Below are 22,758 nucleotides of genomic sequence, written 5' to 3' on the forward strand. Positions count from 1 at the left end.
AAATATTTGAAACATTCTTTTCCCTGTCCCATCATATTTTTAGTAAGGTAAAGAATGATTTTAAAGGGAGGTCTTATTCACATGGAAAATCGTGCACAATGGGGGTCAAGAGTCGGTTTCTTATTAGCCGCAATGGGTTCAGCTATTGGACTAGGTAATATTTGGCGTTTTCCGGCAGTCGCTTATGAAAGCGGGGGAGGAGCATTCATTGTACCCTATCTATTCGCTTTGCTGACGGCAGGGATACCTATTCTGATTTTAGAGTATACCATCGGTCATAAGTATCGAGGCTCTGCTCCGAAATCACTTGGTCGAGTCAGTAAAGGGTTTGAATGGATCGGCTGGTGGCAGGTTACTATTGCATTTGTCATCTCTACTTACTATTCGGTGATTATTGCCTGGGCAATCATGTATTCATATTATTCTATTAACTTAACTTGGGGGGACGACCCCACTTCTTTCTTCGTAGGTGATTTTCTTAATCTTGCCGATCCAGGTGTGTTCGGCGGTTTCGTACCGAAAATATTGTTACCATTACTCATTGTTTGGGTTATAACACTCGGCGTGCTCTCAAAAGGAGTTAAGAAAGGGATAGAGGTTGCTAACAAAATCTTTATACCAACGCTTGTCGTTCTATTTCTGATTATTGTTATTCGCGCAGTGACACTTGAAGGGGCAGCGGATGGTTTATCTTCATTCTTTACACCGGACTGGTCAAGGATAGGAGACGCTGAAGTATGGGTAGCTGCTTATGGACAGATCTTCTTCAGCCTTTCCATCGCTTTTGCTATTATGATTACGTATGCATCCTACTTGCCTAAGAAATCGGACATCACAAACAATGCTTTCATTACAGGTTTTGCTAACTCATCTTTTGAAGTGCTAGCTGGTATTGGGGTGTTTGCAGCGGTTGGATTCATGGCATTCACTTATAATACTTCTGTAACGGATCTTGCGGCTGAAAAAGGCGTAGGCGGTATCGGTCTGGCGTTCATGGTATTCCCTGAAATTGTCAGTCAAATACCTGTGCTTCCTGGACTTTTTGGCTTCTTATTTTTTGCTTCACTGGTATTAGCTGGTTTGTCATCATTGATTTCCATCACGGAAACATACGTGGCAGCGGTTTCAGAGAAGTTTAATATTTCACGTGTGAAATCCGTGGTATTTGGGGGCGGCCTTGCAGCACTGATTTCACTTGCTTATGCTACTCGAGGAGGTCTAAACTTACTAGACACTGTTGACCATTTTATCAATAACTTTGGGATAGCTTTATCAGGCCTTTTCCAGGTCGTTGCGCTTGCTTGGTTTGCAAGAGGACTTAAGAGCTACCAGTCTCACGCGAACAGTGTGTCAGACATCGCTCTAGGAGCCTGGTGGCGTATCAGCCTTGGTGTTATCACGCCAATCGTACTTGGTTATATGATGCTTCAAAACTTGAATAATAGGATATCGGAAGCCTATGCTGGTTATCCTATGGACTTTCTATTTAATTTCGGTTGGCTCGTAGCGGTCGGTGCCATTTTTGTTGGAGCACTGATGTCAGTGAAAAAATGGCCGAATAATGAATTGGACGTTGACGAAGACGATAAGGAGGGACTAAGCTAATGGCCATTGTAATGTTTATAATTATCACAGGTATCATTTGGGGTGGCCTGGCACTTAGTATCACCCATGCTGTACGAAAGTCGAAGAGCTCGTAAAAACAAATCCGCAGTGATCAACAGATCACTGCGGGTTTTATTTGTTCTCTGCTTCATTTTCCCACCTTTTCAAATAAGGATACGGGTCGAATGACCATTCTCTATTTCCATTGTCTTGATACATTCCATAATGAAGATGTGGCGGGAACTTGCCGGATGTACCAGGGGGACCATAGCCGGATGAACCTACACTTCCTACAACGTCTCCAGGCTGCACAACATCTCCTACTTTGATGTCCTCACTGAAACCGCTAAGATGGGCGTAATAATGATAAATATTGTAAATATCCCGAATGCCTACCCGCCAGCCTCCGAACTTATTCCAACCCTTCATCTCTACTACTCCATACGTTGTCGACTTAACCGGAACGCCGTAATTGGCAAATATGTCTGTTCCTTCATGCATCCTTCGTCCTCCAAAGCCTCTTGCGTCCCCCCAAGTATTGTTATAGCTGAAATTCGCTTCAATCGGTAGGGGGAAATCCCTGTCTCTTAACATGACCGTTTGAAATTTATCGAAAACTTTTTCAGTGTTCATGATGGTTTGCACGGTCAAGTCGCGTTTGTAATAATTCCACAGGGCGATTCGGATATCATCTTCTGTTGTGCCATAAGACTGCAAGTAACTTCCTAAACTCCATAGTATATCTTCATCATTCGTTTGATCTATTTCGTTATTCCCGTCCCCATTATCGCCCCATCCATTAGGAAAGAAACCTGGTTCAGCTTTAATTCCTTCCCAGAATAGAGGATCAGGACGAAAAGCGGTCACCCGGTTCTCTGGTTTACCTTCATGAATTTGACGCTCATATTGATCAATAGCGGCAAAAAAAGTCCAGGATATGCCCGTGACTGCTTCCGTCTTTTTATAAAGAGCCATCCTCTCTATATCACTTTCTTGTTCAGTCGAAACGGCTCCACTGACAGAAGGGAAAAACCAAACAGAAAATAGAATGAACAGTAAACCATAACCTAATTTCATTGTTTTACCCTCCTTGTAAAAAATGATGAGTTGATATTTCAGCTTTCTTCGACGTTTTCACTCGTTGTAGAACCTTGTGGGGATTTTTTCATTTTATCTACAATTCGACTAATGCCTTCATTGTAATTTTCGTCATAGACAGTGGAATTACTTAAGCTTTGTATGTCTCCATAAGCTGTGGGCTCGTCCGAAACATATACATGATAAAAGCTTGGGACAAGAGAATAAGCCGTTTTCTTTACGATATCTGCATTCTGGTTCTTGTCTTTATCTTCCGGACCTTTATAGGCTACAAGTATTTCGTTATCAGTGACCAGCGTAGCTACATCATCGAAATCTTCGTAACGAAGGATCATTCGGCTGATCATATCAGCCATCTGTTCGCGGTTAACCTTAATCTTATGGTTGCGTTCAGATTCCTGGTCTAACTGATCTTTCTGAAACCGGACATAGCCTACCTGGCCGTCTGCAGGTTCTTCGTTATAGTTATCCATAGCATTTCCAGGGATCGAGTGATCTTTATCTGGTTGAGTGTTCTCGTTTTCTTCTGTGTTGCAGCCTGCTAAAAGCGCAGCAGTTAACCCGAAAAGGATAAAGCCCTTTAATAAATTGTCCATTATTCATCTTCCTTTATAGTTTATACTTTACAGTTAGCTTGGACGAAAATTTGATTATGATACAATTTTTTATCATCTATTTCCTCGTCATATACCAAATATGGTACACTTGAATCAATAAGGTAAGGTGATTTCAGTTGATTGAATTATTCGGAAAAAATTATGAGCTCATTGAAGATTATAGAGAAGCATTCAATGAAGAAGATCTAGAAGGACGTTTCAGTGACATATTGAGCAAGTACGATTTTATTGTCGGAGACTGGGGTTACGGTCAGCTTCGTTTAAAAGGATTCTATGATGATCAAAATACGAAAGCTACATTTGATACAAAGATCAGTACCCTTGAAGATTATTTGTATGAGTACTGTAACTTTGGGTGTGCCTATTTTGTATTGAAACGCGTAGAACAATAAACCGACGTGCCATGATAAGCACGTCGGTTTATTATTAGTTTTTTTCTTCGGACGGTTTCATATTGGTATGCTCTTCATCATGCGTAGGGTGGGCTCCTGGGAATTTTCTTGGAATGTCGTGATGGAGACCCTTATACTCATAGTTGAAAGCACTATAGTAGCGCTGTTTTTCTGTCCACGGAGCACTTTTACGATTAGACACAGGTTCTTCCTTATTACGTGGGGAACCATAGGGCCCTTCAGGCAATTGTTCCGGAGTCAGATAATTTCGCCCGGCCTCTACATTGGCAAAATCAGTGTAAATATCTTTTTGTTTTTTATCCACAAAAAACCCTCCTTGGTTTTAGTGTATCCAAAGAGGGATTAGCTATGTCGATTAAAGGAATTTGTGTAAACAGTTTCTTAGTTGATCAGCTTCCATTTGATTGATGTGAAAAACGTGCTCAATATGACCTTTCTTATCAAGCGTTTCATGATTAAGTAAAAAATTATGGTTGCCGAGAAGGTCTACGACTAGTGTGTCACTCTTAAAGTAAGAAGCCTTCATAAAAACGAATTCGTACCGGCGATTTCCTGCGGTAAAGCTGACAAAGCGTGATGGTACTTGTTCTTCTTGATCTTTTAAAACTTTTATATCACCCAAATTGTCATCTCCTTTCATAGGTATGGCGGGTTAACCTAACTTCATTTTAGCAAAAGGATATCATTGTAGTAAAATGGTAATTGGACTAAGCAAGAATTTATACGGTCAGAAAGTCAAAGGAGGTAGGATCATGTATTTTGTAGATAGACGAAAAATCGAGCAAATTCTTGAATATATGGAAAGGCTTCTCGATGAATCTAAGAAGCAGCAAGCACAAACTTTCGCCGAACGCCTTGCTTTCGAAAGAAAGGTTCACATAACGGTTGAAGCTATCATTGATGCAGGAAATCAAATGATTGATGGCTTCATTATGAGAGATCCCGGCAGTTATGAGGATATTATTGATATTTTAACGGATGAAAAAGTTCTCCCTGAGAGCGAAAAATCTGGTTACAAAGACATCATAAGACTTAGAAAAGAGGTTGTACAAAATTATACAAATATTGATCATGAAGCAGTCATGAGAGTGTGGGAAGTCAATAAAGACTCGCTGCTCAAATTTCCAATTCGGGTCCGGACTTATTTGGATGAAGAATTAGGTCCTGTGTCTGCTTTTTCAAGCAATAAGGAGTGAAGCTGACAGTTATGGTGCACTATAAAGCTTATTTAATTGATTTGGATGGAACAATGTACAGAGGAAATGAAAAGATCCCAGGTGCCGCAGAGTTTATTAAAGAATTAAACCAAGAAGGGATTCCTCATTTGTTCGTTACGAATAATTCAGCTACAGTCCCTGAGAAAGTAGCTGAGAAATTAATGAAAATGGGGATTGATGCTCGCGAAGAACAAATATTCAACTCAAGCATGGCGGCTGCCAAATATATACGATTAATGGAACATCATGCGAAGGCGTATGTCATAGGAGAAGAAGGACTGTATTCTGCACTTGAAAACGAAAACATTCAAATCGTAGACGATAACGCCGATTATGTGGTAATAGGCATCGACCGCGGTCTCACCTATGAAAAACTGGCAAAAGCCTGTTTGCAAATTAGAAATGGAGCCAAGTTAATAAGTACGAATAAGGACGTCGCTATTCCTACTGAAAGAGGCATGGTGCCCGGTAATGGAGCCATAACTTCAGTTATATCTGTAAGCACGGGCATAGATCCTGTCTTTGCAGGTAAGCCTGAACCTATCCTCATGGAGCAAGCCATCGAAAAGTTAGGTTTTTCAAAAAAAGATGTGCTAATGGTCGGGGATAATTATGATACAGATATTCTGGCGGGTATCCACTCGGGTATAGATACACTAATGGTGGAAACAGGGGTCAGTACTTTTGAAAGTATTAAACATTATGATGAACAACCTACTTATAAAATCACCGATTTATATAAATGGAAATTAGATAGAAAATGACGCTATTGAGATCCATAGCGTCATTTTCTCTTTTTTCTTGACTTCAGCATTTTCCATATTCCTCTCGAAAAGTCCAGATTCACAATTAACAAGAGCAATGTAAGGTAAAAGGAAATTGAAAGTTTATTTAATAAACCAAGACTGAGATTGAAGAGGCTTATAATAAGTAGGGACCGAAAAATATGGTGATGAACAATAAATGAATGCCTATGAAATAAGAGAGTCTGATTGATACGGACCAATCAAGCTTCTTGGCACTAAGCGCAATAATAGCATAGGTGATAAGTGCGAATATACTGATGAAAACGAAAGGGCTGGCTAAAAAGCTTAGATAATCAGGTGCTCTGGCCATCAAGGTCGAAGTGAACACTCGATCGTTAAAAATAAAAGCGGCAGCTAAATATATTCCAGCTCCTGAGAAGAATATCCAGGGTTTGTCGTGATCAATCGCATTTCCAGGTCCAAACATGATAAATGCTAAAAATAACATCGGCCAGATAAACCAAATGACGCCTACAAGTAAGGTGAAGAAGCTGTAGGATAACATACCAAGTGTTTTGCCTAACGTATTTAAAAAATAATTAATTGTCATTTGATTAGACTGTTTTATAATTTGCTCATCTGACGAGGCCAGAAGCATTCGGTTGGCGTCCCCTTTTAAGTCAAACCATAGGATAGTTTCTGAATCGATCCAGTAAGGGTGACCTGAAGAGTCTGGAGTATTGCTCAGTCTGGAGACATTTGAGGCTTCATCTTCGCTTATCCACGCTTCATAGATGTTAAACTGCCTTTCATTTCTATACATTGTTTCTGTAGACCCTAATGCTTTAAAAGTAATATGAGTTTGATCATCGGCGGATGAAAATTCAATATCCGATATGTCAGTCAGGTTACCTTTACTATTTGGATCATACAGTTCCAGAAGTTCCAGCTCAGGGTTCTCATTCATGCTTTCCTGGGCGAAGTAGTAAAAATTGACGGGAGAGCCCGACATCGTTTGTTTTTGATTCGTAGTGAGCAGGAGGGAGTACTGGTCTTCTTGAATGGAGAAATTAATATCTTCTACTACTTCAGAGTTTCTGACAGTGAATTCGATCGTGCCGAGTTCCTCAGCCCCATCAAAGGTAATATCGTAAAAAGTGAGTTGGTTGTTTCCGCCTCCATTGTAATAGGTGAGTATATAAATGCTGCCGTTGTCTTCAACGACCGATAGTTCAGTTTCTTTTTCATCTAGTGTAATCAAAGGAGTAGGTTCAAGGGTGTCGGGGTCAAGGAGCATGACTTCAAGTTCTTCCTGATAAATAATCTGCTTTTGTAAAGGGAAGAAACGTGTTATGTCTGAGATTTTTTCACCGGTTTCCCCATCATACATTCCATAATAATCCGAATATATTAGATTCTCTTCATCCTGGTAAAACTGAGTCCATTTGTCGTAAGGGATTTCGTATGTATGTTCATTTTCAATAGTGAAAGATTCATCAAGGAAAAGTTTAGTGACTCCATTTTCATCTAAATAGGAAATATCCATACCACTTTCTTTTTTTTGTACGACAGGGTCCGCGGTCGAAGAGGTGGAGGCAAGTTCAATTTCGCGACTCCAGTTTTGTTTTGGAGGCTCCGTGACTTCCTGATAATTTTCATAAAATAATAATGCAATTCCCATCAGCATGATGAACGATGGAAGAAGCCAAATCAATTTTTTTCTCATTGCCGTGTTGTACACCTCTTTCTTATATTTTGTAGTTCACTTTGATTATACGAATTGATTTGGATAAAGTTTCAAAAAAAGTAAGAAACCGCCCCAAAAATGGAGCGGTTTCTCAGTAGGTTCTGCTTAATATTCTTCGCCTACCGCACTATGGGCTAACCGGCTTGATGCCGCGGCTGCAATGGCACCTACAATGTCATCTAGAAAAGTATGGCAATCACCAGAAGATTTATCGTTCAATTTCTTTAGAATTCCTGGTTTTTGTTTATCAATATAGCCGTAATTTGTAAAACCGATTGAACCATATACGTTTACAATGGAAAACGCGATGATTTCATCCACCCCATACAAACCTTCATCTGCTTCTATAGTCGCTTGAAGCGGCTCCTCAAGCGCTTTTGTCTCAGCAAGTTTATCAAGCTGAATTCCGGTTAATATCGCATTTTGAACTTCTCTTTTTTTCAACACCTGGTGAACATTAAAGCGACAGTCCTCCATCGATAAATTGGGGTGATATTTAGATTGAAGGTAATGGACAAGTTCAGCCATATCATCAATCGTGACACCTCGGTCACTAAGCCAATCTCTGGCTGTTTTTTCTAATACGGAAATTTTTCTGTTTTCTTCTCTCAAGATAAAGACCTCCCTGTTAACAGTTGCTGCTTACTCTATAGCATATTATTGAAAAATTAAAGCGTTAGTTGTATTATACCAGATGGTCGTTCACGTATCTTAAAATGTGTAGTCCTCCTTCATTTCTATTATAATAAACTAGAGGTGATTTTAAAATGAACAAACCCTATGTTTACTCCACAAGGAAACTCCCAGAACACTTAACTGCCCGTTATAAAAATAATTTGAACCTTTACATGTGGGAGAGTGAAACGGAACCTGTCCCTCCTGAGGTACTCAAGCAGGAGCTCGAGAAAGCAGATGGGGTTCTTACGACACTCACAGATCAAGTGGATGACCAACTATTAGATCATTCCTCTCATTTAAAAATTGTAGCCAACATGGCAGTAGGCTTTGATAACATTGATGTAGATAGCGCTGAAAAAAGGAATGTCATTGTTACGAATACGCCCGATGTTCTCACGGACACTACAGCGGACCTGGCCTTTACTCTATTGACAGCCGCAGCAAGACGAGTTGTTGAAGCCGCAGAGTATGTTAAAGAGGGGCAGTGGGGAAAGTGGTCTCCTTTTTTATTGGCAGGTTCAGATGTACATCACAAGAAATTAGGAATTGTAGGAATGGGGAGGATTGGAGAAGCGGTAGCCAAACGAGCGAAAGGCTTCGACATGGATGTCGCATACTATAACCGAACAAGAAAAGCAGAAGCCGAAGAAGCAATCGGCGTTCGTTATGAATCCTTCGATAATTTGATAGAATCGAGTGATTTCGTAATGTGTCTCGTCCCGCTTACGAAAGAAACGACTAAGCTTTTCAACACAGAAGTGTTTAAAAAGATGAAGCACAGCTCCATTTTCATCAATGTTTCCAGGGGAGCGACAGTAGACGAAGATGCCTTATATGCTGCGCTTCAATCTGGGGAAATTAAAGGAGCGGGTTTAGATGTATTTGAAAATGAACCTATTTCTCCTTCTCATCCGCTGCTGTCCCTTAAACAGGTCGTCTGTCTGCCTCATATTGGCTCGGCCAGTATTGAGACGAGGGAAGCTATGATTACATTGTGTCTGGAAAACCTGTCAAACGTGCTGAGCGGTAAGGAAGCAGTGACCCCCGTTAATTAAAGGGCATTGTTAAAAGTGATTTTTCAAATAAGCTCCCTATTCTTGAAAGCTCAGTTTCGAGACATAGTGGGAGCTTAGGGGCTGAAGGAAAAGGTTCGCTTTCCGTGGGGCGGGCGCTGAGCCTCCTCAAGCTTTCGCTCTGCGGGGGCTCACCTGTCCCGCTGCTCCCACAGGAAAGCGAGTAGCTTCCCAACCACCCCTGGCTCTTAACAGGGTAACGAACTCCGGTTATCTCAAAACCAAGTATTCCGCAATCCTGCCATATTGTTGAATAACTTGTAATGAAAAACCAGCAAAGTTTAGAGCAGCCATTAAAAAATCCGCACACATAGGTGTACGGATTTGAATGCAGTCTGGCGATTTATTAAAATACCTGCTCTACTTCGTAGATCCCAGGAACTTCTTGTGCAAGGGCACGTTCAATACCTGCTTTTAGAGTGATTGTAGAACTTGGGCAGTTCCCGCATGCACCCATAAGACGAAGACGTACAATTCCGTCTTCAACGTCTACTAATTCAACGTCTCCTCCGTCACGAAGTAAAAATGGGCGAAGTTTATTCAGTACTTCTTGAACTTGAGCTTCCATGTTCAATCTTCCCCTTTCATTGATCTAATTATAAATCCAATTTCAATAAAAATCTATGATCGTCTCACTAAAAAAAATAAATTGAGAACCATTTTCATTTTATCTTTTTTTCGAGGTTTTGTAAACTGTAGGTACCTACAAATAAACGTTACAGGAGGACAAGGGATGACTGCAGAAAAAATAACACTCACCGTTTATGGAGCTGAAGAAAGATGTGCCAGTTGCGTGAATGCTCCAGGATCAAAAGAAACATATGAATGGCTTCAGGCTGCCGTTGCCAGGAAATTTCATACAGATGGTCTGAAATATCGCTATGTAGATTTGCATGATACAGAGCTTGAGGAAGTAGACCGAAAATATATTGATTGGATAATGGAAGACGAGTTGTTCTACCCACTAGTCGTAATCAACGAAAAAATTGCTGGTGAAGGAAACCCTCGTTTAAAAGAAGTATATGCTGCATTGGAGGAATATGGTTTAGAATACCAGAAAGACGTATAAACATCCAACTGACAATATAAATAAATTGTGAAATATGGTACTATGAGAATGTATCGGGGTTTCATCCAGGATAATGAGGTGAAGCGGATGAATCCAATCATAGAATTTTGCGTTAATAATTTAGTCAGCGGGTCTGATGAAGCAATGGAAAAATTAGAAAAAGACCCTGATCTGGATGTTGTAGAATACGGCTGTCTCAGCCATTGCGGCATTTGTTCTCAAGGACTTTTTGCTTTAGTTAATGGAGAACGAGTCATGGCGGACACTGCAGAAGAACTTGTAACTAATATTTATCAACACCTGGAGGAAAACCCGTTATTTTAATACAGTGTCGCGCTTATAAATAAAAGCTTCTGCAAATGTGAGCAGAAGCTTTTTTCTGTAAATAGCCATAGTATTCGTTTGATAAAATAAAAATCAGTTAGTATACTGAAAAATAAGGATAAGAAAGGGGAGTCCATGATGATTCTTAATATCACAGAAGCGGCAAACCATCAGATTCATGAGATGTTGAAAGAGGAAGAATCAAAAGATGTGCATTTGCGCTTCGGAGTAAAAGGCGGCGGATGCAGTGGGCTGTCGTACGCTATGGGTTTTGAAGATGAGGTAAACAAGGAACTTGATACTATAGAGGAATACAATGGGATTTCTGTCGTGATTCGCACGCAGGATATTCCAATTGTTGAAGGAACTAAAATCGACTTCAAACAAAATATGATGGGCGGCGGATTTACGATCGACAATCCGAATGCCATTGTATCTTGTGGTTGTGGTTCTTCTTTTAAAACCGCAACAAACGCTGGTACGCCAGATCCAAACTGTTAATAATTTAAAAAGCTGTCCCAAAAGTCTAGGAAATAGACTCTTAGGGACAGCTTTTTTTTATGAAAACATACTTGTTGAGTGTTTAGGCTGGACTCTTGCATCCGGATCCATATACGCTTTTGCATTATTGACAGCTGTAGGGCCTTCTCCAAACCCTGAAGCAATTAGTTTTACTTTACCAGGATACGTACATATGTCACCAGCTGCGTAAATCCCTTTGATGTTCGTTTCCATTTTAGAATTCACAACGATACTGTTTTTTTCGATTTCCAGCTCCCAATTTTTTATGGGACCTAACGATGAGATGAAACCATAATTCACGATTACTTCATCAACATCAATGGTTTTAATTTCTTCACTTTTTACCTTTTGAAGTACTACTTGTTCAATACGATCGTTTCCAATCATTTTTTCGGGTGTGTAAGGTGTCAGTAGGTTTACTTTGGAATTATTCAACTGCTCGACACTATGTTCGTGAGCTCTGAATTTATCACGACGGTGGACAAGATTCACCTGTTTAGCGATCGGTTCAAGCATGAGCGCCCAATCGACAGCAGAGTCTCCTCCGCCGCAAATCATTACGTTTTTATCAGCGAATTTATTCATATCATCTACATAATAATGAAGGTTTGTATCTTCAAACTTTTCTGTATCATCAATTTTTAATCGTCTTGGCTGAAATGCACCGTTACCTGCTGTGACTATGATGGTTCTTGTATAATGGACTTCTTTATTTGTTGTAAGCTTTAAAGTATCGTCTTCTAATCTTTCAATCGTTTCTACCGATTGTTCGAGTGAGATCGTTGGATCAAAGGCTAACGCTTGTTCTTTCAAGTTATCTACAAGCTCCTGGGCTCCTACTCTAGGGAATCCTGCAACGTCAAATATATATTTTTCAGGGTAAAGAGCAGATAGCTGACCACCCAAATGAGGTAAACTTTCAATGATCTTTACACTTGCCTGGCGCATCCCCCCGTAAAAGGCTGTAAATAACCCAGTAGGTCCGCCGCCAATTACCGTTATATCATAAACTTTATCACTCATAGTAGTTGTCCCCCTGTTCAAAATCAAATTACACTTTTACTATTCTATCATAAATAATAGTATTGAAGCACCTATGTCCTATTGTAAGCCTTTTCAAGTTGTTATAATTTTTACACTTTTCGGATAAATGATGAAAGGGTTGAAAACGCGAGAAAAAAAGTCTAATATGGTGATAGAAAACATTTACGATTTTGTGACAGAACTATATACGTACTGACAGGTTTTTTTTTATGGGTGGCTGTGTGAAACGAGTCACAAGCACCGAAGAGTATCAAAAATTCAAAGATGGAAGTGATAAGTATGAAAAAACCAAATATTGTTATATTGGGCGCGGGTTACGGCGGAATTATGACAGCTGTCAAATTGCAAAAACTTCTTGGACCTAATGATGCAAACGTGTCCTTAGTCAATAAACACAGCTATCATTACCAAACGACCTGGCTTCATGAAAATGCTGCAGGAACATTACATCATGATAAAACGCGTATTCCGATCAAGGAAGTTGTGAATACGAGTCAAATAAACTTTGTACAGGATACAGTTAAAAGCATCCTTCCTGAAGAAAAGAAAGTCGTGCTCGAAAATGGAGAACTTTCTTACGACTATCTAGTGATTGGGCTTGGATTTGAAGCTGCTACATTCGGTATCCCAGGCTTAAAAGAACATGCTTATACGATTAACAGTATTAATAGTGCACGTTTGATTCGTCAGCACATCGAGTATAACTTTGCTAAATACAACAATGAAGCACAACCGAAAGAAGAACGTTTGAACATTGTCGTTGGTGGAGCTGGTTTCACTGGTATTGAATTCGTAGGTGAATTAGCTAATCGCATCCCTGAACTTTGCAAAGAGTATGATATCCCTCGTGACAAAGTGCGTATTATCAACGTTGAAGCTGCACCTACAGCTCTTCCAGGATTCGATCCTGAATTAGTTGAATATGCGATGAACTCGCTGGAAGCTAAAGGCGTTGAATTTAAGATTGGCGCAATGATCAAGGAAGTTACAGAAAACAAGCTTGTATTCGAAAAAGACGAGCAGCGTGAAGAGATTGCTACGAACACAGTTGTATGGGCTGCAGGCGTACGCGGGAATTCTCTAGTTGAAGAGTCAGGGTTTGAAGCAAACCGCGGCCGTATGCCGGTTGAAGCTGATTTGACAAGTAAGCAGTATCCTGAAGTATTCATCGTAGGGGACTGTGCATTGATTTTCAACGAAGAGACAGAACGTCCGTACCCACCAACAGCTCAAATTGCTATTCAAATGGCAGAAAATACTGCGGCTAACCTTAAGAAACTAGTGGATGGTGACAAACACCTTGAACCATTCAAACCTGACCTTAAAGGTACAGTAGCTTCTTTAGGCCATGACGATGCTATTGGTGTAGTGTTTGATGATAAGAAGTTATTTGGATGGTCAGCTACAGCTATGAAGAAAGTCATTGACAATCGTTACTTGCTAAAATTAGGCGGACCAAGTCTTCTTCTGAAAAAAGGGAAGTTAAACTTCTTTAAATAAGGGTCACATGTAAAGCAAAGGCAATTTTGCCTTTGCTTTTTTACAAGTAGGGGGATCTTTCTTTGAATATTGTACAATTTGCAGTATCTATGGTTTTGTTCTTTGTGCTTTTCTTTGGTATAGGCTTTTTATTGAATATGATTCTTCGCTCATCCTGGATCATGGCCATCGTTTATCCAATTGTTGTCTTATTAATAGTTGATAACTTCGCAGTGAGCCGTTATTTTACTGATACGGTATATGCTTTTTCAACTGTTTTTGAAAGGCTTGTAAATTTGAAAGTGGTGGATATTGTCATTCTAACGAGTGGTTTCGTCGGAACCATTGCTGCAGGCTTAGTGATCAAATGGCTGAGGAAAAATGGATATCAAATGTTCTGATTAATGAACAATTAATGAACCTTAACGAGGGCACTCAGCTCTTTGTTAAGGTTTTTTTATTAGCCTTTTTAAAATATCGGGTGTTGGTGTTTTTATTTAAGTTTCTTTTCTTGAAAGCCTAAATTAAGGCTCTCTTATTATGGTTAAGTCGAGGAATGAGTAGGGTTTTTGAATAAAAAAGGTCGACGTTGGACATGATGAACATCGTGAGGTGATCATCATGCTTAATATAATCAAGAGATTACTATTCATCCTCCTTTTTATTGGGGCTATGTACAGCACGTGGGCGAATATATCGAATCTATCTATAAAAGATGTCGATGATTGGCTGGCTTTAAAACAACAGACATCCGAGAGTGAAGATAAACGTAAAATCACAAATCCTTCAAGCCAACCTGCCACATCTTATTCTGCCACAGAAGAAGATGTAGTAGAACTATTGAATCTTTCACAATATCCTACACGTACAGTTATGGCTACGGGATATACGGCAGGGTATGAATCAACAGGTAAGAATGAAGACCATCCGGCTTTTGGGATCACGTATTCGGGAGTGGAAGTGAAAAGAGATTTATATTCTACAATTGCTGCTGATATAGAGATTTTCCCCATCGGAACCGTTTTATTCATACCCGGGTATGGTTATGGGGTGGTAGCTGATACAGGGTCAGCGATTAAAGGGGATAAGATAGATCTGTATTATCCGAGCGTCGATGATGTATACAATCACTGGGGCAAAAAAGAAACGCAAGTATATGTGGTCGAAGAGGGCGATGGCACCTTAGCCGAAGAAGAACTCATTCATTACAATAATAACGAAACATTGGAAGTGTTTCGGGAGCAGATATTAGCTGAATAGCATAAACAAGCCGGTATCCTCGATACCGGCTTGTTTATGCTATAAGTCTCTGTTACATGATATTTTTGTGAGATTTTTATAAAAGCGAATGTAAAAATGCAGTCAGTAAAATTCCCGTAAGGCCACCAAAGAAAACTTCAATAGGTTTATGACCTAATAATTCTTTTAACTCTTCTCGTTTCTGGAAATCTTCTTTGTTCGCCCATTCTCTTGCTTCTCCAACGAAACGTTGAAAGTCGTTAAGCAGGATATTCAGCATGATGGCCTGTTCACCAGTCTGCCGTCTGACTCCAGTTGAGTCGAACATCACTATGATTGTGAAAACAGCAGCGATAGCGAATATGGATGAGTTGAAGCCATGCTCTATCCCTACAGCTGTGGACAAAGCGGTGACTGCGGCGGAGTGACTACTAGGCATTCCCCCTGTACTAAACGCTAGTCCGGGATCCAGATTCCTTGAAGCGATGAATTGAATGGGGATTTTGACCACTTGTGCAAAAAAAATCGCTGCAATGGCTGCCCACAAAGGAAAGTTTTGTAGTAACTCCATGTCTCGTTTGACATCCTTTCTGACCCTAAAGTAAGTGTCTTTTTTTAAGAGTGTTTCTTAAGTATCATATCATATTTGAGATCAAATTGTCGTTTAAGAACTTAGCTGCGAAATCATATGCAAAGTCTAGTATACTGACAATTGGAGGTGGAGTTGCGATGTTTCAATTCAGGAAAGAACTGTTTTACGAAGAAGAAGCGTTAGTGATTGGTTTATTTTCCGGAAAAGTAAGTAAGTCTTTCGAAAGTTTAAATGAAGTTATGAACGGATCGGTATCGGAGTATGCCCACGCAGGAGATATATCAAGTGACTATCAGGTAATCTCGAAGCTTTTGACCCACAAGCAAGCACAGCCGAAAAGGGTTTACTTTGTAGGTTTAGGAGATGAAAACAATCTGACCCGAGATCGATTTCGAAAAGCTTTTGGAGCTTTGTTCAAAAAACTTCAGGGAGAAGGAATCACTAAAGTTTCTATCGAATTGGATGGACTTGTACCATCTGATTTATCTCCTAAGGAGTGCGCATCATTAATTACAGAGAGTATGGGGATGGCGACCTATCAGTTGTCCCATTTCAAAACGAAAGCTAAAAAAGAACTCCCTTATGTAAAGTTTTTGACCTTCGTTACAAAAGAGACAGAAGAAGACCTTTATTATTCATCAGCTTTAGGTTACGCATTAAGTAAAGGGGTCAATACTGCCAGGCACCTTGTTCATTCTCCGGCCAACCTGCTTACAGCTGCTGAAATGGCAGAGTTTGCAAGGGAATTAGCATTGATGCACGATTTTTCTGTAGAAATATTAGAAAAGGATGATATGGAACAAATGGGGATGGGTGCACTTTTAGCGGTCAATCAGGGTTCTGAGGAGCCTCCGGCGATGATTGTCCTAAAGTATCAAGGGTTGCCTGAATGGGATGATGTCACGGCATTCGTAGGCAAAGGAATTACTTATGATACGGGTGGTTATTCCATCAAACCTAAAACTGGTATGCCTGGTATGAAAGGGGATATGGGAGGGGCAGCGGCTGTTCTTGGAGCAATGGAAACCATTGGGCGCGTTCAGCCGAAGTGCAATGTCCTGGCGGTTATTCCTTCTACGGACAATATGATCTCGGGGTCTGCATTTAAACCCGATGATGTCATCACTTCTATGAGCGGGCGCACGATCGAAGTGTTGAATACTGATGCGGAAGGTCGTCTTGCTCTAGCGGATGCCGTCACGTATGCCAAGCATTTAAAAGCTGATAGGATCATCGATGTGGCTACTCTGACAGGAGGTGTCGTAACAGCATTAGGTTCATGGATGACAGGAGCCATGACGAATAATAATTCTCTATTTAATAAGGTCAGTGCTATTGCCGGGCAAATGGGAGAGCCAGTATGGCAGCTGCCATACAATGAGGATTATCGCGCCCAGATTAAAAAGAGTAACATCGCCGATTTAAATAACTCTCCGACAAGAAAAGCTCATGCGATTATGGGGGGCGCTTTTGTAGGGGAATTTGCTGAAGATACACCGTGGGTTCATTTGGATATAGCAGGAACCTCTATAAATGAACAAAGTCATGAATTAGGGCCAAAAGGACCCTCTGGAGTGATGGCACGTACATTAGCTTCATTTGCTATTTATTCATAAAAAAAAGGCCTTTACGGCCTTTTTTTAATCTTGTATTGCTGCTTCGAGAGCGACTTCGATCATTTCGTTAAATGTGGATTGGCGTTCTTCAGATGAAGTTTCTTCTCCTGTAAGGATATGGTCGCTTACTGTTAGGACGGATAATGCTTCCCTATCATATTTGGCAGCCAATGTATAAAGTGCGGTCGTTTCCATTTCTACAGCTAAAACATTGTATTTCGCCAGTAAGTTGAAAACGTCCATCGCATTGTCGCGATAAAAACTGTCACTTGTGAAGACATTACCTACACGAAGCTTTAATCCTTTTTCAATTCCAGCATCATAAGCCTTTTTTAATAAATCGAAATCAGCTGTAGGCGCATAATCGATTCCTCCGAATACCATACGGTTCATTTGGGAATCTGTAGTTGCCGTTGAAGCGAGGATAACATCCCGAACTTTCACGTCTTTCTGCAATGCTCCGCACGTACCTACACGGATCAGCTTCTGTACATCATAGCTTTCCATGAGTTCATTGATATAAATAGAAATAGAAGGGACTCCCATTCCAGTTCCTTGAACAGAAATTCGTTCTCCCTTATAAGTTCCTGTATAGCCGTACATTCCACGAACTTCATTATAGCAAGTTACATCCTCAAGAAAATTCTCTGCAATATATTTTGCACGCAAAGGATCTCCAGGTAATAATATTTTATCAGCAATGTCTCCGGGGTTTGCACCAATATGTACACTCATCGGCCGGACCTCCTCTAAACTTTTCTTTCGTTCTAAAATTACCACAACCTGCTTAGGAAAACAAATAAACAAGTGGAATGACCAATTGAGTACTGGTAGAATAAACTTAATAGTACGAAGAGAGAAATTAAGGAAGCGGCATAGCCGCCTCTTCTTTACGAGGGTAACGGACAGGAACGATTTACTCCTTGTCCGCATTTTAACTACATGTTTTTACCTCGTTTAAATTATTACTTGATGAAACTGTCTATCAGGTTTAAGAAAGGGATGGTAAGGATGAACATCTCGATATCTCAGCTGCCAGGCATCGGTCAAAAAATTTCATTAAAAACGGCCGAAGACAGCATGCTTGTTTTAATTGTTCACCATACAGGAAAAAGAGAGCTATATTTTTTTGAGGAAGCAGATAGCGAGGAAGCGGACTTTGCTATGGACCTTACGTCCGATGAGACGAGAGAACTAGGTGCGCAGCTGCTAGGGGCTACCTATCAGCCAGTAAATGCAGATCAATTGAAAATGTTTAAAAATCAGATTGTGATTGATTGGATTGAGCTTAAAAACAATTCACCGATCGTATTTAAAACGATTGAAGAATCAGAAGTCCGTAACAAAACAGGTGTTACGATTATCGGGATTGTAAAAGGCGACGAAACGATAGCCATCCCGGATGCCGATACGAAATTACAGCCTGGTGATGTAATTATGTCTATAGGAAAGCAGGATCAAATCGATAGTATGATCGCCTTGTGTAACGGAGGGGACTGATTGAATTGCACACAGATTTTCCCGAGTTGTTAGGTGCAGGTTTAGTCCTGCTGTTTATTTTTTACTTAGGGTTTCTAAGCATAAAAATAAAGATACCGAACGTGATCTTATATATATTGTTAGGCATCATATTAGCTGATGCCTTAACAGATAATGAACTGCTTCATTTTGCAAGTGAGATCGGCATTGTTCTTTTGTTCTTCTTATTAGGCTTGGAATTCAATGTAAAACGTTTAGGGGGAATCGCGAAGAAAATATGGCCTTCCGGCTTGCTTGATGTGGCTTTAAGTCTTGGTGTAACGACTGTGATTGCCCTGCTGTTCAACTTGGATCTGTTTTCCAGCTTTCTCGTAGGAGGGATTGCGTATGCCACCAGTTCCTCAATTACGGCTAAGCTATTGGACGACCGGGGAAGAATGGCGAATAGTGAAACTGAATTTATATTGGGGATTTTAATATTTGAAGATTTGGTAGCACCTATCGTTGTAGCGATATTGTTCGGGGTGAGCTCAGGTGAAAGTTTTACATCTCTCTCTTTTTTCATATTGATTGGTAAAATTATTGGGATGACGCTGATTGCGATTATTCTTGGAAAAACCCTTTTTAAGAATTTCGAAACGTTCCTCGATAAGATAATGGATGAAGATTTTAAAACGGCGTTGTTGATTGGTATTGCTTTATCATATGGTGGTCTGGCCCTTTATCTAGGTTTATCTGAGGTACTTGGGGCCTTTTTAGCCGGTATGATGCTGGCTGAAATCGGTAAAATTGATAAAATCGAACAGACAGTTCTGCCAGTGCGCGACCTTATGCTTCCTACTTTCTTTATATACTTTGGGACAACCATAGAGCTTGGAGATGGCATCCCGATGGCGGGCCTTCTTGTTTCTGTACTAGTCTGGTCGGTTATAGCTAAACTTTTAGTGGGGTTAGTTGGGGGGCCGATTTATGGTCTGTCTAAGAGAGCTTCATTACGAGCTGGTTTATCTTTATGTGCCAGAGGAGAATTCTCAGTAGTCATTGCAAGTGTCGCATCAGGAGCGTTAAAAGCTTTCAGTGGTCTGTATATTTTAATCGCTGCCTTCGTCGGTATGATTTTGTTTGAACAGGCTCCTAAGCTTACGACTCGGATTTACGGAAAGCCGGTAAAAAAGAAGAAAAACTTACGTGTTCCAGGGGATTAACGTAATCAACCACGCCTCTCCTAAGATGAGCGTGGTTGATTCTGTCTTTTATACTGGGTTTCTAAATCTTCAAGCTGATGCAGTGCCTGTTGGTTGAATTCTGTTTCTCTTCGAGTCAATTTATTCTTCAGCTTTTCCACAGAGTCCAAAAGGGAGGTGTAATAATCAGGTGCCTCCTTCGAATCATAAGCTTCAACCGCTTGCTTATTAATATTCGCCTTTTCCTGAAAACTTAACGCTTTTCGCTGATGAAAAAACACCTCGCTCGTTTGACCAGGATTGTGCAAATCCCCTTGCATCGGGTGTTTATCTACTGCCAGAACCTTGACTAAGTGAGCATTGTTCCGTTCTTCCAAAAATTCACCTATATAAATGCCGGTTTTATAATGAGCTTTAACTAGATCACCTGATGTGAATTGTGACATGGCTACCGCCTCCTTAAGAATATTGTACCAAAACTAATACTGTGAAAAAATCGTGAACATCTCTCTTCTTAAGTATAAATTTGTTATAATATGTGGAGATTGGAAAGGTGTGTGGTCGTCCTATGATGGAATTTCTTTATTTCCCACAGGATAAATCCGAATATATTCCGGCAGTTCTTACTTTGCTCGTTTTTACGATTCTTGCTGTGATCACCATGTATTTGATCATTAAGTCTTCGCGTAAAGAAGAAAAAAAGATGGAGCAAAGTTCGAAGAACAAAACGTCAGCTTACAAGCAGCAGCCAAATGAAGACAGTACAAGACGATGAGGTTACCCTCTCGTCTTTTTTTATTGGCTCTGTAAAATTTTCGTGTTGATACTCATATAAGCTCCCTGGTATTGAAAACGTAGTCTCGAGACTTTTGTATGAGGAGATGGTGGCTTTAGAAAACGGATCGCTTTCCGTGGGCATGTGGTGAGCTTCCTCAGGCTTCGACTTCCAGGATCTCACCGCGCTCACACGGAAAGCCAGTCTTTCCGCGCCCCCTGATCCATTCTTCAAATGTCTCGTAATCGAGCCTTATAAAAGACTGTAGTACCGTGAAAAAAACGAAATGGAAATCAACAATGTTTAGCAGAGCTTTAACTTATAAAGTTCATGAATAAGGGGAAACTATGATTACCATTGATGTTATTGAAGGGAAGTTTAAGGGATGAAATCAATGTTTGTGTTTGTAGTTCTCATATTTCTTATAGGATGTAATAGCGATGCCCGGTCTCCTGTAGAAACAGCCTTGTACAACCAGGGGAATGATCGAATCGGCACCGCGGTATTTATCGAGCAGCCGGACGGCGTAAAGGTGAATGTGACCGCAGAAGGTCTTACTCCAGGTATTCATGGAATTCACATCCATGAGAGACCTGAATGCGAAGGACCTGATTTCAAGAGTGCGGGAAACCATTTCAATCCTAAAAACATGGAACACGGATTAATGAATGAGAAGGGAGCTCACACTGGAGATCTTCCTAATATCGAAGCGGATGGAAGCGGATATGTGGATGTTGAGTTAATGATACCAGATGCTACATTAAAAGACGCTCAAACATCACTATTGCGAGACGAAGGTACAGCTATCTTGATAAGCAGCCAAGCAGATGATGGAATGAGCCAGCCTGCAGGCGACTCAGGTGAACGGGTAGCTTGCGGAGTGATTACGTTAGAAGCGGACAAGGACGAAGCCAGTGATCCTGCTGAAGCGGATCAAAACAAAGAGTAACAAAAAAAAGCTTCCCAGATTCAACTGGGAAGCTTTAATTTTTGAACCGCTTCAATAATTCTGTTCACACCATTTTCTATTAATTCGTGAGGGGCTGCAATGTTAATGCGCATAAACCCTTGACCTTCTTCACCAAAAGAACCACCGTCGTTTAAGCCGACTTTGGCTTGTTTTTGCATAAAGGACTTTAATTCAGTGTGAGTCAGATTTAAAGCACGGCAGTCCAACCATAATAGATAGGTGCCCTCGGTAGGAACTACGCGTATAGAACTCGTTTCCGAGTGAAACTTCTCTACGACATAATCTCGATTAGCTTCTAAGGTTTGTAGTAACTCTTCAAGCCATTCTTCTCCTTCAGAATAGGCAGCCTCCATGGCTGTCATCCCCAAAGTATTTAACATAAAAATGCCTTGATTATCAAACTGCTTTTTAACTGTCTGACGCAGTTCTTCGTTTGCTGTAACTAGATAGGAGGCTTGTAATCCAGCCAAATTAAAAGTTTTTGTAGGAGACATCAATGTAATCACCTGGTCATTCGTTTCTTTACTAAGGGAAGCAATTGGAATATGGGCGCGTTGATCAAATATAAGATCAGCATGGATCTCGTCAGAAATGATTTTTACGCCATGACGCAGGCAAATGTCACTCATTTTTTGCAGTTCATCTTTAGTCCAAACCCTTCCCACAGGGTTATGGGGATTACATAATATAAAAAGCTTTACGTTATTTTTTTTGATTTTTTCTTCAAAATCCTCAAAATTAATGGAATAATATTCATCAATATAGTTCAGAGGGTTTTCTACAAGCTTCCGTCCATGGTCTTTTATAACACTGTAAAAAGGAGGGTATACTGGCGTTTGGATGATAATCGAATCATCTTTTTCAGTAAGTGCCTGTACAATCATATGCAGACTCGGAATAACTCCTGGGCTGTATGTGATCCATTCATTTTCAATTTCCCAGTCATGACGTTTTTTAAGCCACGAGTTAATTTGATCTTTTAATAAATCATCCGGCATTGTATATCCGAAGATCCCGTGTTCAACTCTGTGCTGCAAAGCTTTAATTACGGCTTCAGGGGCTTCAAAGTCCATATCTGCAACCCACATTGGGAGAACTTCTTTATCCTGATACAATTCTTCAGCGTAATCCCACTTAACTGATCTTGTTCCTTTACGGGAAGTTATTTTTGAAAATCTACTCATACGTATCACTCCAATAATAAGATCGCTCATTCACATGATACCGAAAAAATAAAACAGATGATACTGAAGTGTTTCTACTGAATAAAA

General features: G+C 40.3%; 29 protein-coding genes. 17 read left to right on the top strand and 12 right to left on the bottom strand.

Annotation, left to right across the window (positions count from 1 at the left end; all coding sequences use genetic code 11):
* The first annotated feature begins 81 nt into the window (after window positions 1-81).
* Both O2Q26_RS11145 and O2Q26_RS11150 read left to right on the top strand, forming a co-directional pair.
* Window positions 82-1,605, top strand: a complete 1,524-nt coding sequence (locus tag O2Q26_RS11145; RefSeq protein ID WP_289215973.1) for a sodium-dependent transporter — start codon at window positions 82-84, stop codon at window positions 1,603-1,605.
* Entirely contained in the window at window positions 1,605-1,700 is a 96-nt protein-coding gene (locus O2Q26_RS11150) for a MetS family NSS transporter small subunit (protein ID WP_289215974.1), read from the top strand. The genes O2Q26_RS11145 and O2Q26_RS11150 overlap by 1 nt, the downstream gene beginning before the upstream one ends.
* A gap of 37 nt (window positions 1,701-1,737) precedes the next feature.
* Here the strand turns inward: O2Q26_RS11150 and O2Q26_RS11155 are convergent, their stop codons facing one another.
* Both O2Q26_RS11155 and O2Q26_RS11160 read right to left on the bottom strand, forming a co-directional pair.
* A complete protein-coding gene (locus tag O2Q26_RS11155; RefSeq protein WP_289215975.1) occupies window positions 1,738-2,682 on the bottom strand; it encodes a M23 family metallopeptidase in 945 nt (314 codons plus the stop codon).
* 38 nt (window positions 2,683-2,720) lie between these two features.
* Window positions 2,721-3,299, bottom strand: a complete 579-nt coding sequence (locus tag O2Q26_RS11160) for a YhcN/YlaJ family sporulation lipoprotein (RefSeq protein WP_253936778.1) — start codon at window positions 3,297-3,299, stop codon at window positions 2,721-2,723.
* Between the two features lie 137 nt (window positions 3,300-3,436).
* Between O2Q26_RS11160 and O2Q26_RS11165 the strand changes: the two genes are divergently transcribed.
* On the top strand, window positions 3,437-3,712 hold the full coding sequence (locus O2Q26_RS11165; protein WP_253936777.1) for a YutD family protein: 276 nt from the start codon (window positions 3,437-3,439) through the stop codon (window positions 3,710-3,712).
* Window positions 3,713-3,746: 34 nt separating this feature from the next.
* Here the strand turns inward: O2Q26_RS11165 and O2Q26_RS11170 are convergent, their stop codons facing one another.
* Window positions 3,747-4,037 (bottom strand): cytosolic protein, encoded by a 291-nt coding sequence (locus tag O2Q26_RS11170; protein ID WP_253936776.1) that lies wholly within the window; start codon window positions 4,035-4,037, stop codon window positions 3,747-3,749.
* A gap of 51 nt (window positions 4,038-4,088) precedes the next feature.
* Complete coding sequence (locus O2Q26_RS11175; RefSeq protein WP_289215976.1) at window positions 4,089-4,355, bottom strand: SAV0927 family protein; 267 nt, start codon at window positions 4,353-4,355, stop codon at window positions 4,089-4,091.
* Window positions 4,356-4,485: 130 nt separating this feature from the next.
* Between O2Q26_RS11175 and hepT the strand changes: the two genes are divergently transcribed.
* Window positions 4,486-4,929, top strand: a complete 444-nt coding sequence (gene hepT / locus O2Q26_RS11180; RefSeq protein WP_289215977.1) for a type VII toxin-antitoxin system HepT family RNase toxin — start codon at window positions 4,486-4,488, stop codon at window positions 4,927-4,929.
* Between the two features lie 11 nt (window positions 4,930-4,940).
* The gene (locus tag O2Q26_RS11185) at window positions 4,941-5,714 is read left to right on the top strand and encodes a TIGR01457 family HAD-type hydrolase (RefSeq protein ID WP_289215978.1); all 774 of its coding nucleotides are present in this window, start codon (window positions 4,941-4,943) and stop codon (window positions 5,712-5,714) included.
* A 157-nt stretch (window positions 5,715-5,871) separates the two neighbouring features.
* Here O2Q26_RS11185 and O2Q26_RS11190 read toward each other — a convergent pair whose 3' ends face one another.
* Window positions 5,872-7,422 carry a hypothetical protein gene (locus O2Q26_RS11190; RefSeq protein ID WP_289215979.1) on the bottom strand — a complete coding sequence of 517 codons (1,551 nt, stop codon included), beginning with the start codon at window positions 7,420-7,422 and terminating at the stop codon, window positions 5,872-5,874.
* A 126-nt stretch (window positions 7,423-7,548) separates the two neighbouring features.
* Window positions 7,549-8,055 carry a phosphatidylglycerophosphatase A family protein gene (locus tag O2Q26_RS11195; RefSeq protein WP_289215980.1) on the bottom strand — a complete coding sequence of 169 codons (507 nt, stop codon included), beginning with the start codon at window positions 8,053-8,055 and terminating at the stop codon, window positions 7,549-7,551.
* Window positions 8,056-8,210: 155 nt separating this feature from the next.
* Between O2Q26_RS11195 and O2Q26_RS11200 the strand changes: the two genes are divergently transcribed.
* On the top strand, window positions 8,211-9,176 hold the full coding sequence (locus O2Q26_RS11200; protein ID WP_289215981.1) for a 2-hydroxyacid dehydrogenase: 966 nt from the start codon (window positions 8,211-8,213) through the stop codon (window positions 9,174-9,176).
* Between the two features lie 364 nt (window positions 9,177-9,540).
* On the opposite strand, the gene O2Q26_RS11205 is transcribed toward O2Q26_RS11200, so the two are convergent.
* Entirely contained in the window at window positions 9,541-9,762 is a 222-nt protein-coding gene (locus O2Q26_RS11205; RefSeq protein WP_101843185.1) for a NifU family protein, read from the bottom strand.
* Window positions 9,763-9,927: 165 nt separating this feature from the next.
* Between O2Q26_RS11205 and O2Q26_RS11210 the strand changes: the two genes are divergently transcribed.
* From O2Q26_RS11210 to O2Q26_RS11220, 3 genes are all read left to right on the top strand, one after another.
* Entirely contained in the window at window positions 9,928-10,263 is a 336-nt protein-coding gene (locus O2Q26_RS11210; protein ID WP_289215982.1) for a YuzD family protein, read from the top strand.
* Window positions 10,264-10,350: 87 nt separating this feature from the next.
* Window positions 10,351-10,587 carry a YuzB family protein gene (locus tag O2Q26_RS11215; protein WP_289215983.1) on the top strand — a complete coding sequence of 79 codons (237 nt, stop codon included), beginning with the start codon at window positions 10,351-10,353 and terminating at the stop codon, window positions 10,585-10,587.
* A 138-nt stretch (window positions 10,588-10,725) separates the two neighbouring features.
* Window positions 10,726-11,088 (top strand): HesB/IscA family protein, encoded by a 363-nt coding sequence (locus tag O2Q26_RS11220; RefSeq protein ID WP_253936768.1) that lies wholly within the window; start codon window positions 10,726-10,728, stop codon window positions 11,086-11,088.
* A gap of 57 nt (window positions 11,089-11,145) precedes the next feature.
* On the opposite strand, the gene O2Q26_RS11225 is transcribed toward O2Q26_RS11220, so the two are convergent.
* Window positions 11,146-12,132: an NAD(P)/FAD-dependent oxidoreductase gene (locus O2Q26_RS11225; protein WP_289215984.1), complete on the bottom strand. Its 987-nt coding sequence runs from the start codon at window positions 12,130-12,132 to the stop codon at window positions 11,146-11,148.
* Window positions 12,133-12,432: 300 nt separating this feature from the next.
* Here O2Q26_RS11225 and O2Q26_RS11230 point away from each other — a divergent pair, with 300 nt between their 5' ends.
* The 3 genes from O2Q26_RS11230 to spsC all read left to right on the top strand — a co-directional run bounded on the left by O2Q26_RS11230 (window position 12,433) and on the right by spsC (window position 14,892).
* Window positions 12,433-13,653: an NAD(P)/FAD-dependent oxidoreductase gene (locus tag O2Q26_RS11230; protein ID WP_289215985.1), complete on the top strand. Its 1,221-nt coding sequence runs from the start codon at window positions 12,433-12,435 to the stop codon at window positions 13,651-13,653.
* A 62-nt stretch (window positions 13,654-13,715) separates the two neighbouring features.
* Entirely contained in the window at window positions 13,716-14,033 is a 318-nt protein-coding gene (locus tag O2Q26_RS11235) for a YuiB family protein (protein WP_289215986.1), read from the top strand.
* A 220-nt stretch (window positions 14,034-14,253) separates the two neighbouring features.
* On the top strand, window positions 14,254-14,892 hold the full coding sequence (gene spsC, locus O2Q26_RS11240; protein WP_289215987.1) for a stationary phase survival protein SpsC: 639 nt from the start codon (window positions 14,254-14,256) through the stop codon (window positions 14,890-14,892).
* 76 nt (window positions 14,893-14,968) lie between these two features.
* On the opposite strand, the gene O2Q26_RS11245 is transcribed toward spsC, so the two are convergent.
* Window positions 14,969-15,442, bottom strand: a complete 474-nt coding sequence (locus O2Q26_RS11245; protein ID WP_253936763.1) for a divergent PAP2 family protein — start codon at window positions 15,440-15,442, stop codon at window positions 14,969-14,971.
* Window positions 15,443-15,600: 158 nt separating this feature from the next.
* Between O2Q26_RS11245 and O2Q26_RS11250 the strand changes: the two genes are divergently transcribed.
* Window positions 15,601-17,079 carry a leucyl aminopeptidase gene (locus O2Q26_RS11250; protein ID WP_289215988.1) on the top strand — a complete coding sequence of 493 codons (1,479 nt, stop codon included), beginning with the start codon at window positions 15,601-15,603 and terminating at the stop codon, window positions 17,077-17,079.
* Window positions 17,080-17,103: 24 nt separating this feature from the next.
* On the opposite strand, the gene deoD is transcribed toward O2Q26_RS11250, so the two are convergent.
* The gene (gene deoD, locus O2Q26_RS11255) at window positions 17,104-17,814 is read right to left on the bottom strand and encodes a purine-nucleoside phosphorylase (RefSeq protein ID WP_253936761.1); all 711 of its coding nucleotides are present in this window, start codon (window positions 17,812-17,814) and stop codon (window positions 17,104-17,106) included.
* Between the two features lie 276 nt (window positions 17,815-18,090).
* On the opposite strand from deoD, the gene O2Q26_RS11260 reads away from it, so the two are divergent.
* Entirely contained in the window at window positions 18,091-18,579 is a 489-nt protein-coding gene (locus O2Q26_RS11260) for a cation:proton antiporter regulatory subunit (protein ID WP_289215989.1), read from the top strand.
* 5 nt (window positions 18,580-18,584) lie between these two features.
* Entirely contained in the window at window positions 18,585-19,763 is a 1,179-nt protein-coding gene (locus tag O2Q26_RS11265) for a cation:proton antiporter (RefSeq protein WP_289215990.1), read from the top strand.
* A gap of 20 nt (window positions 19,764-19,783) precedes the next feature.
* Here O2Q26_RS11265 and kapB read toward each other — a convergent pair whose 3' ends face one another.
* Window positions 19,784-20,188: a kinase-associated lipoprotein KapB gene (gene kapB / locus O2Q26_RS11270; protein WP_289215991.1), complete on the bottom strand. Its 405-nt coding sequence runs from the start codon at window positions 20,186-20,188 to the stop codon at window positions 19,784-19,786.
* 122 nt (window positions 20,189-20,310) lie between these two features.
* Between kapB and O2Q26_RS11275 the strand changes: the two genes are divergently transcribed.
* Both O2Q26_RS11275 and O2Q26_RS11280 read left to right on the top strand, forming a co-directional pair.
* Window positions 20,311-20,517 carry a hypothetical protein gene (locus tag O2Q26_RS11275; RefSeq protein ID WP_289215992.1) on the top strand — a complete coding sequence of 69 codons (207 nt, stop codon included), beginning with the start codon at window positions 20,311-20,313 and terminating at the stop codon, window positions 20,515-20,517.
* Between the two features lie 385 nt (window positions 20,518-20,902).
* Entirely contained in the window at window positions 20,903-21,466 is a 564-nt protein-coding gene (locus tag O2Q26_RS11280) for a superoxide dismutase family protein (protein ID WP_289215993.1), read from the top strand.
* A gap of 20 nt (window positions 21,467-21,486) precedes the next feature.
* Here the strand turns inward: O2Q26_RS11280 and O2Q26_RS11285 are convergent, their stop codons facing one another.
* Complete coding sequence (locus O2Q26_RS11285; protein WP_289215994.1) at window positions 21,487-22,671, bottom strand: MalY/PatB family protein; 1,185 nt, start codon at window positions 22,669-22,671, stop codon at window positions 21,487-21,489.
* Between the last annotated feature and the right edge of the window lie 87 nt (window positions 22,672-22,758).

Origin of the sequence: Halobacillus campisalis, from assembly GCF_030345335.1 — a bacterium.
GTDB lineage: Bacteria > Bacillota > Bacilli > Bacillales > Halobacillaceae > Halobacillus_A > Halobacillus_A campisalis.

Excerpts from the sequence above, each read along its gene's own strand:
- O2Q26_RS11145 (WP_289215973.1), top strand. The coding sequence starts at position 82 with ATGGAAAATCGTGCACAATGGGGGTCAAGAGTCGGTTTCTTATTAGCC.
- O2Q26_RS11150 (WP_289215974.1), top strand. The coding sequence starts at position 1,605 with ATGGCCATTGTAATGTTTATAATTATCACAGGTATCATTTGGGGTGGC.
- O2Q26_RS11155 (WP_289215975.1), bottom strand. The coding sequence starts at position 2,682 with ATGAAATTAGGTTATGGTTTACTGTTCATTCTATTTTCTGTTTGGTTT.
- O2Q26_RS11160 (WP_253936778.1), bottom strand. The coding sequence starts at position 3,299 with ATGGACAATTTATTAAAGGGCTTTATCCTTTTCGGGTTAACTGCTGCG.
- hepT (WP_289215977.1), top strand. The coding sequence starts at position 4,486 with ATGTATTTTGTAGATAGACGAAAAATCGAGCAAATTCTTGAATATATG.
- O2Q26_RS11185 (WP_289215978.1), top strand. The coding sequence starts at position 4,941 with ATGGTGCACTATAAAGCTTATTTAATTGATTTGGATGGAACAATGTAC.
- O2Q26_RS11190 (WP_289215979.1), bottom strand. The coding sequence starts at position 7,422 with ATGAGAAAAAAATTGATTTGGCTTCTTCCATCGTTCATCATGCTGATG.
- O2Q26_RS11200 (WP_289215981.1), top strand. The coding sequence starts at position 8,211 with ATGAACAAACCCTATGTTTACTCCACAAGGAAACTCCCAGAACACTTA.
- O2Q26_RS11205 (WP_101843185.1), bottom strand. The coding sequence starts at position 9,762 with ATGGAAGCTCAAGTTCAAGAAGTACTGAATAAACTTCGCCCATTTTTA.
- O2Q26_RS11210 (WP_289215982.1), top strand. The coding sequence starts at position 9,928 with ATGACTGCAGAAAAAATAACACTCACCGTTTATGGAGCTGAAGAAAGA.
- O2Q26_RS11215 (WP_289215983.1), top strand. The coding sequence starts at position 10,351 with ATGAATCCAATCATAGAATTTTGCGTTAATAATTTAGTCAGCGGGTCT.
- O2Q26_RS11220 (WP_253936768.1), top strand. The coding sequence starts at position 10,726 with ATGATTCTTAATATCACAGAAGCGGCAAACCATCAGATTCATGAGATG.
- O2Q26_RS11225 (WP_289215984.1), bottom strand. The coding sequence starts at position 12,132 with ATGAGTGATAAAGTTTATGATATAACGGTAATTGGCGGCGGACCTACT.
- O2Q26_RS11230 (WP_289215985.1), top strand. The coding sequence starts at position 12,433 with ATGAAAAAACCAAATATTGTTATATTGGGCGCGGGTTACGGCGGAATT.
- spsC (WP_289215987.1), top strand. The coding sequence starts at position 14,254 with ATGCTTAATATAATCAAGAGATTACTATTCATCCTCCTTTTTATTGGG.
- O2Q26_RS11245 (WP_253936763.1), bottom strand. The coding sequence starts at position 15,442 with ATGGAGTTACTACAAAACTTTCCTTTGTGGGCAGCCATTGCAGCGATT.
- O2Q26_RS11250 (WP_289215988.1), top strand. The coding sequence starts at position 15,601 with ATGTTTCAATTCAGGAAAGAACTGTTTTACGAAGAAGAAGCGTTAGTG.
- deoD (WP_253936761.1), bottom strand. The coding sequence starts at position 17,814 with ATGAGTGTACATATTGGTGCAAACCCCGGAGACATTGCTGATAAAATA.
- O2Q26_RS11260 (WP_289215989.1), top strand. The coding sequence starts at position 18,091 with ATGAACATCTCGATATCTCAGCTGCCAGGCATCGGTCAAAAAATTTCA.
- kapB (WP_289215991.1), bottom strand. The coding sequence starts at position 20,188 with ATGTCACAATTCACATCAGGTGATCTAGTTAAAGCTCATTATAAAACC.
- O2Q26_RS11275 (WP_289215992.1), top strand. The coding sequence starts at position 20,311 with ATGATGGAATTTCTTTATTTCCCACAGGATAAATCCGAATATATTCCG.
- O2Q26_RS11280 (WP_289215993.1), top strand. The coding sequence starts at position 20,903 with ATGAAATCAATGTTTGTGTTTGTAGTTCTCATATTTCTTATAGGATGT.
- O2Q26_RS11285 (WP_289215994.1), bottom strand. The coding sequence starts at position 22,671 with ATGAGTAGATTTTCAAAAATAACTTCCCGTAAAGGAACAAGATCAGTT.